Consider the following 6051-nt stretch of genomic DNA (forward strand, 5'->3'; position numbering starts at 1 on the left):
CCGGCGTCTTTTACCGTCATGAACAATACGTAATGACCCTTTGGGATGGCATTTTCCAAAAAATCGATCACTTTTTTTCGTTGTTCTGGGGTATTGGTTTCAAAAATAAACCCGAAATCTTGCTGGTTCAAGGTTCCATAGCGCTGCTGGCCATCGGTATTCAGCCAGGGTTGTCCGGTGAGTGGGTCAAATACGGCGACCACTACTCCCTGGACAAAAACAGTGCGGAAAATGCGGTTGTTGTTGTACAAGTAGCGCGTGGGTACACTATTGGTTTGAGGGCTGTAAGGTACAGATTCGGCAATGATGTTGTTCAATTTGGATTGAAACAACAATTTGCGCCGTTCTGTATCCCAATTGAGCTGCTGCAGGTTCGTTTCCAGCAATTGAAAATAATGCGACTGGTTCCAACCATTTTTGCTGCCGGGTTGAAAAAGGAAAGAGCTTTGTTTCCAGGCATCGGCACTTTGTGCCGAATCCGGGCGCATGCGCCAATAATACACCCGGCCATTTTGCCAGGATAAGCTAGGCGACCAGGCCAAAAGACTGGATTCGGATTTCAACCGCAGTGATTGCATGGAAGGACTGTTGAACAGGGCCGTGGTGTCGATTTCCAACTTAAACTCCTGATCCACATTGGTGGCACTTGCATACAGCGTAGGTCGAGATTGATTGTTGGTAAAAATGCCAAAATTGGCCGGAAAGAGTGGCACAAAATCATTGGGCAACACTACGAATTCCAGTCCCTCCTGGCCCGAGCTATTGAGCAGGCGATTGTTGTTTTCAGCAGCAGGATCAGGCAATTCTGTAATGCGATTGAGTGGATCAATGACTGCAAAAAGTCGGTTTTTACCCAGGGCAGATTTTCCCAATACAGGTAGTTTTATTTTAAAGGTATCGGCGAAACCCCTGGCATTTAATCGAATAGCGTAAGTCAACTCTTTGCCGTCGGGCAAGATCCTGGTCAATTTTACCTGCAAGGTATCCTGATTGTTTTGCCCCAAATTCAGGACAGAAAGCCGGACTTCAAAAGAATCCTGATCAACGGTTGGATTGTTGGGCAATAAGCGAAAACTGCTCAAATCCGGAGTAAAATCCGGGCCTTTGTAGCGGTTCATCCGAATGGCCGGATCACCGTGCAGGATGATTTGCTCGCCCAGGCTGCGAAAAATGAACGAGTTGATGTTTTCCAAACCACTCCGCGCCACACTGGTCATGTCGCCGATGCCATCCAGGTAATTTTTGCCCCCCAAAGCCTGATAAAACCGGCTCAGAAAGATCTCCAAGGCACCGTCATTGGCAAAACCCGAAGAAGCAATATAGGCAATGCCTCCGCGATTGGGCGCCAAGGTAAACCGTTCGCTCAGACTGTTTTGGAGATCGTAAAGTTTACCCGTCAAGCAACCCAATGAAAAAATGAGTGGGTAGTGCCCGGCATTGTTGAACAGTAAGGGGTCGTCCAATCCGAAATCCGTATTGGTTACGGCACCATGTCCCAAAAACACTTTCAAGGCCACCCCGGCATTGACATCTTTGATGACCTCTTCGGCAGTAGACAACACCACCGCTTCCGCACTTTGTTTGCTTACTCCATTGACGATGGCTCCAAAATCATTGTTTGTCAACACACTACCGGCGCGTTTGAGCCGGGCTTGAAACGTAGCGATTTCATTTCCATCCAGGTTTCCGCCAGAAATGTGCAGTACTCTTTTGCGCCAGGCCAGGGCTTGAGCGTTGCGTGGCGCCTCCAGACGCTGGTCAAATTCCTTTACTTTGGCCAGGTAATCACCTATTTGATGGGGTGACAGAACTGCCAAACGACCAGTGGAGATAAATGGAACCAGCTTGCCATTGGGACAAAACAACAGGTTGTCGGAACCGGGCGTACCAAAAGTGGGAATGTAATGCTCGGGGCGCATATCTGCGTTGCGTTGGCGCAATAGGTGGTACTCAATGCCGTGTCCGATCAAAAACAGGTATTGGGGGCGAATTCGTTTGGTCAAATAAGCCCCAAAATTGCGCAAAGCCTGCGGATGATCAGGGATGCCGTAGCCAAACTGATCAAAAAGTTGTTGCACATCGGCAATCAGTACCCGATAGCTTCCTCCCTGACTGGAACGGCGATAAGCGGCATATTCTTCAACGTAATCTCGCCCCTTACCGTCGTTGCGCAATTTAGCGTGAGTGATGATGATGTAATTGGCATCGAGATTGCGGTAATCTGCAAAAACCACCTGGCTCAAAGGTGGAAATGCGGCCAATGCTTTGACCGGGTTGAACAGTAAAACGGTGGTCTTTTGTGCCAATGGAGGCAAAGTAAAACGGTATTTTCCCTCAGACAAGGGTTCTAAAACTACCCGCGTCAGGGTATTTTCGAGGTACAATACTGGTGCAAGTCCCCCATCAAAATCGGTAATTTCGTAATAACTCCGCTGCGCTTGTGGCTCCAGTTGAAACCTGGCAGAACTGGCTCGACTGAATCCAAAATCGGCAGTGTATTCTATTTCGGCAAAAGCCACCGTAAAGGCGGCTCCAGAGCCCTCCTGGTTTTCGATGCGCAATTTCAGTTTGCGCGCCAGCCCATTGGCCGCGATTTGACCAGTATAAGCTTTGAGCTCATAGCGTTGCAGGGTATCATTGAGCAGCCATTGCCCTGCTGGGTTATTCGGCGCATCGCTGTTCAGGGTGCGCAAGCGCAAACGGTGGAATTCGGCTTGATTCGAGCAAAGGCGCAAGGTAAGTTGTGCTGGCGTAATGCCTGCGTTCAGGTTTTCAAGTGTAAAATCGAGGTCTTTTGCGGCAGCAAAAGCACTGCCAAATCCTTCACCCATATCGTAACTGGAGTAGGCCACCAGGTTTTCAAAATCGTAGCGGGTATGGTTGAATTGTTCCGAAAAAACATAAGCTGCCGTTTTTCGACAGGTCGGAATTTTATTGGGCAAGTTATTCCAATCATTGACCTGATCCAGATACCGCAAGGTTGGAGCACCACTCGGCACAATGGTCAAAAAATAGGCAGCCGTATCTGAAATCAGGCTGTATTTCGGGTTCAGTTGGTCACTTTCAGGTCTTTCAAACAAAAAACGATCCATTTCGCCCCGGTTTTTGGTGGCTACAAATTCCAGGTAATCGTTGGTTTTGAGTGGCAATGCACCGCTTGAGACATAAATCGGGATTTCTTTTCCCAAGTGAAAAACCTGATACTGGTTTCCCTTGGTTTGCGTTACTGGCAACCCAGCAGTTTGCAAATCGGCATAATTTAGTCGATAAACCCCATCCAGGGTTACTTTGACTTTGTAATACGGTTGGTTGGCTACAATCCATTCCATTCCGTATAAAGTGTCTGATCCAACTGGCATTTGCCCCCAAGTCCTTATGGCAAAAAAGCTGCTTATGAGTACAAGCAGAATCCGTAAGTGATGCATAGAGGTCTGTTTTTTTTTGTGCAAGATAATTCGATTATCAGCAGCAGATTCATTCTGAAAAACACTACCTTGGTAAGCAGTACTGCAAAAATAACAATTATGCTTTTCCCAATTGGCGATGATAACGTAAAAGGAGGACATTATCCGGTGGTGAGTTATACTTTGTTGGCCATCAACATCTTGGTCTTCCTACTTCAACTCAGTCAAGGCAACCAGCAAGAACAATTTATTCTGAATTATGGCGCGATTCCCGCTGAAATCACCCATGGCCATCGGCTGTATACCCTGGTCACCAGCATGTTTTTGCACGGCAGCATCGGCCACATCGTTGGGAATATGCTGTTTCTCTGGATTTTTGCCGACAACATTGAGGCCGTAATCGGCAGTGTCCGGTTTTTTATTTTTTACCTGGCTGGAGGATTGGCGGCGCATGCGGCGCATATATTTTTCAATGCGGGCAGCGAAATTCCCACGGTGGGTGCCAGCGGAGCCATTGCCGCAGTGTTAGGAGCCTACCTCATCATGTTTCCGCAATCGCAGGTTAAAGTTTTGTTCATCATTTTCCCGTTCAAAGTACCAGCCTTGCTTTTTTTGGGATTCTGGATTTTTTCCCAGTTTCAGAATGGATTGGGGAGTTTGAGCGCATCCACTGCCGAAACCGATGGGATTGCTTACTGGGCGCACATTGGAGGCTTTGCTTTTGGAGCAGTGCGCGGCTTTCCATTCCGGAATGAGTACACCCGGGAATTAAAGAAAGGATACCGAAATGAAGATCTGGTGAATTAGGAACTTAAATAAAAAAGGCGATCACCCGGATCGCCTCTACCATTGTATGCTAAGTATGATGCAAAAAATTACTAATCGTATTGAAACAAATCCAGATCCTCAATCAGGTGGATCAGTTTCTGGGCGTATTTTTTGTCGGTAGCGTAACCTGCCTTAGACAGGCCTTTGGCCCAATCTGCGTAGTTTTCTCCCAACTTCTTTAGTGGGCGATACCGATTGGATTGCAGCAACATGCTGTGGGAGCGGAAACTTTCCCATGCAGAAGGAAAAACCCGGAAAAAATCCTTGTGCGAATCATCTGTAAAATTGCGACAATGCCCCCGGCCACATGTTCGGGAGAAACATTTGATCCCAAAGTGGTTGTTGGCCTGTTCAGAAAGCGGGCTTTCGCCAGCATCGCTCTCCAGCAAACCCTGCGCCAGCGTGATGCTAGCAGGTATTCCAAATTGCTTTTGCTCCGCTTTAGCGATATCTGCAAAACGCTGTACATAAGCCAACTGCTTTTGGCGTTTGGATTGGCGCTTGTCTGCGGATTCAAACACTTCATCCTGATCAGGAAAACTGACGTTTTTAAATTCATTGGCCAGCTCTCCCAGTGAATTGGTTCGGGTGACCGCAGCGGCCTTGCTCGGGCCGGATTTAGGGGGCGGAGTAGCAACCGAGGGACGATCCACTTGGTTCGACCCATCGGTGCTAAAAGAGAGCATAGAAACGTTCATAGGATGTATGGATTCACTAACATAGCTGGCTTTTATTGCCTCCCCTTTTGGAGCAAGGCTCTGAATTTCAACAATGGGGCTATTGCGGTCATTCACGTGAAGGTTTACACTCAGTTCTCTGGAACCAATGCCATAGCCCGCAATGGAAAACAACGCGGCTTGAAACCAATAGCGGCTCACCGCTCTCCGCAGATCGCGGTGGCTTTGCCGCAGTTTGGATTGTACAACAGTCAGGTGATCAAGTTTCAAAGTTTTCATAGCTTTTGTTTTAATCATTGTTTCAAATCACTCTGCAAATAAAACAATAAATTTTTAATCTGGCAAATAAAAAACATATTTTGTTTTTTATTTGCCGTTTTTTTTGATACAACCAAATGGCCTGACGCAGAATCTTTGGAAGTTGTGACGATGTCACAGAATCTGCGTTTAATAGTTGGGAGAGTTCATCACTACTTCTACCTTTACAGCTTAAAATTTGAAATCAGCTAAGGAACATGAAAAAGATCACATTGGCTTTTGTAGCATTGTTTGCCATTCTGGGTACAGTTTCTGCCCAGAAGTATGCACACCTCAATTATGGCAATCTGCTGAATGCCATGCCCGCAGTTAAAGACGCGGATAAACAGTTGGAAAATTTTCAGAAAGCTTTGGTTTCCAAAGGTGAAGAAATGAGTTCCAAACTCAAGGAAGGATATTTGGCCTATTTGAAGGACCAACAATCTCAGACCGTTGCACCCGTGAAAATGCAAGAAAGGCAGGCTCAACTGGAAGCAGAGCAAACTGCCATTCAATCGTATGAAGAGGCAGTGCGCAAACAAATCTCGGACAAACGGGAGGCATTGTTAAAACCAATTTTGGATCGGGTCAATCAGGCCATCCAGGACGTTGCAAAAGAGAAGGGATATTCTTTGGTTTTTGACACCAGTTCCTTCAATGCAGTCTTGTTTGCAAAAGATACCGAAGATTTGTTTCCTTTGGTGAAAACCAAATTGGGGATTCAATAATTTACCGGCGGGGCGGCCCTTGCGGCCGCCCTCGTAATGGGCGACCGCAAGGGTCGCCCCTTCTAATCCACCCGCTTATGCTATGGGTAACCCCACGTAAAATCTGGAACGCTGCAA

The 6051-nt window shown here is 47.0% G+C and carries 4 protein-coding genes; 2 read left to right on the forward strand and 2 right to left on the reverse strand.

What is annotated here, in order from left to right:
* Positions 1–3329: putative type IX secretion system sortase PorU2 (gene porU2 / locus ABW391_RS13220; protein WP_353482351.1), on the reverse strand; the 3329-nt coding region annotated here is incomplete at its 3' end.
* Between the two features lie 195 nt (positions 3330–3524).
* Here porU2 and ABW391_RS13225 point away from each other — a divergent pair.
* On the forward strand, positions 3525–4211 hold the full coding sequence (locus ABW391_RS13225; RefSeq protein WP_353482352.1) for a rhomboid family intramembrane serine protease: 687 nt from the start codon (positions 3525–3527) through the stop codon (positions 4209–4211).
* A gap of 71 nt (positions 4212–4282) precedes the next feature.
* Here ABW391_RS13225 and ABW391_RS13230 read toward each other — a convergent pair whose 3' ends face one another.
* A complete protein-coding gene (locus tag ABW391_RS13230; RefSeq protein WP_353482353.1) occupies positions 4283–5188 on the reverse strand; it encodes a glycoside hydrolase family 73 protein in 906 nt (301 codons plus the stop codon).
* A 236-nt stretch (positions 5189–5424) separates the two neighbouring features.
* On the opposite strand from ABW391_RS13230, the gene ABW391_RS13235 reads away from it, so the two are divergent.
* Positions 5425–5934: an OmpH/Skp family outer membrane protein gene (locus tag ABW391_RS13235; protein ID WP_353482354.1), complete on the forward strand. Its 510-nt coding sequence runs from the start codon at positions 5425–5427 to the stop codon at positions 5932–5934.
* The last annotated feature ends 117 nt before the right edge of the window (positions 5935–6051 follow it).

It is taken from the genome of Haliscomenobacter sp., from assembly GCF_040403615.1.
Lineage (GTDB): Bacteria > Bacteroidota > Bacteroidia > Chitinophagales > Saprospiraceae > Haliscomenobacter.